Annotated in this window: 1 protein-coding gene; it reads right to left on the reverse strand. The window is 96.2% G+C overall.

Annotated elements, in window-relative coordinates:
- Window positions 1-312, reverse strand: a 312-nt coding sequence (locus G3N97_RS40250) for a hypothetical protein (RefSeq protein ID WP_205996998.1), incomplete at both ends; no start/stop codon positions are given.

The raw sequence follows: 312 nt of genomic DNA on the forward strand, positions 1-312 counted from the left end.
GGGGGGGGGGGGGGGGGGGGGGGGGGGGGGGGGGGGGGGGGGGGGGGGGGGGGGGGGGGGGGGGGGGGGGGGGGGGGGGGGGGGGGGGGGGGGGGGGGGGGGGGGGGGGGGGGGGGGGGGGGGGGGGAGGGGGGGGGGGGGGGGGGGGGGGGGGGGGGGGGGGGGGGGGGGGGGGGGGGGGGGGGGGGGGGGGGGGGGGGGGGGGGGGGGGGGGGGGGGGGGGGGGGGGGGGGGGGGGCGGGAGGGGGGGGGGGGGGGGGGGGGGGGGGGGGGGGGGGGGGGGGGGGGGGGGGGGGGGGTGGTGTTTTTTTT

The organism is Paraburkholderia sp. Ac-20347 (genome assembly GCF_017104805.1).
Lineage (GTDB): Bacteria > Pseudomonadota > Gammaproteobacteria > Burkholderiales > Burkholderiaceae > Paraburkholderia > Paraburkholderia tropica.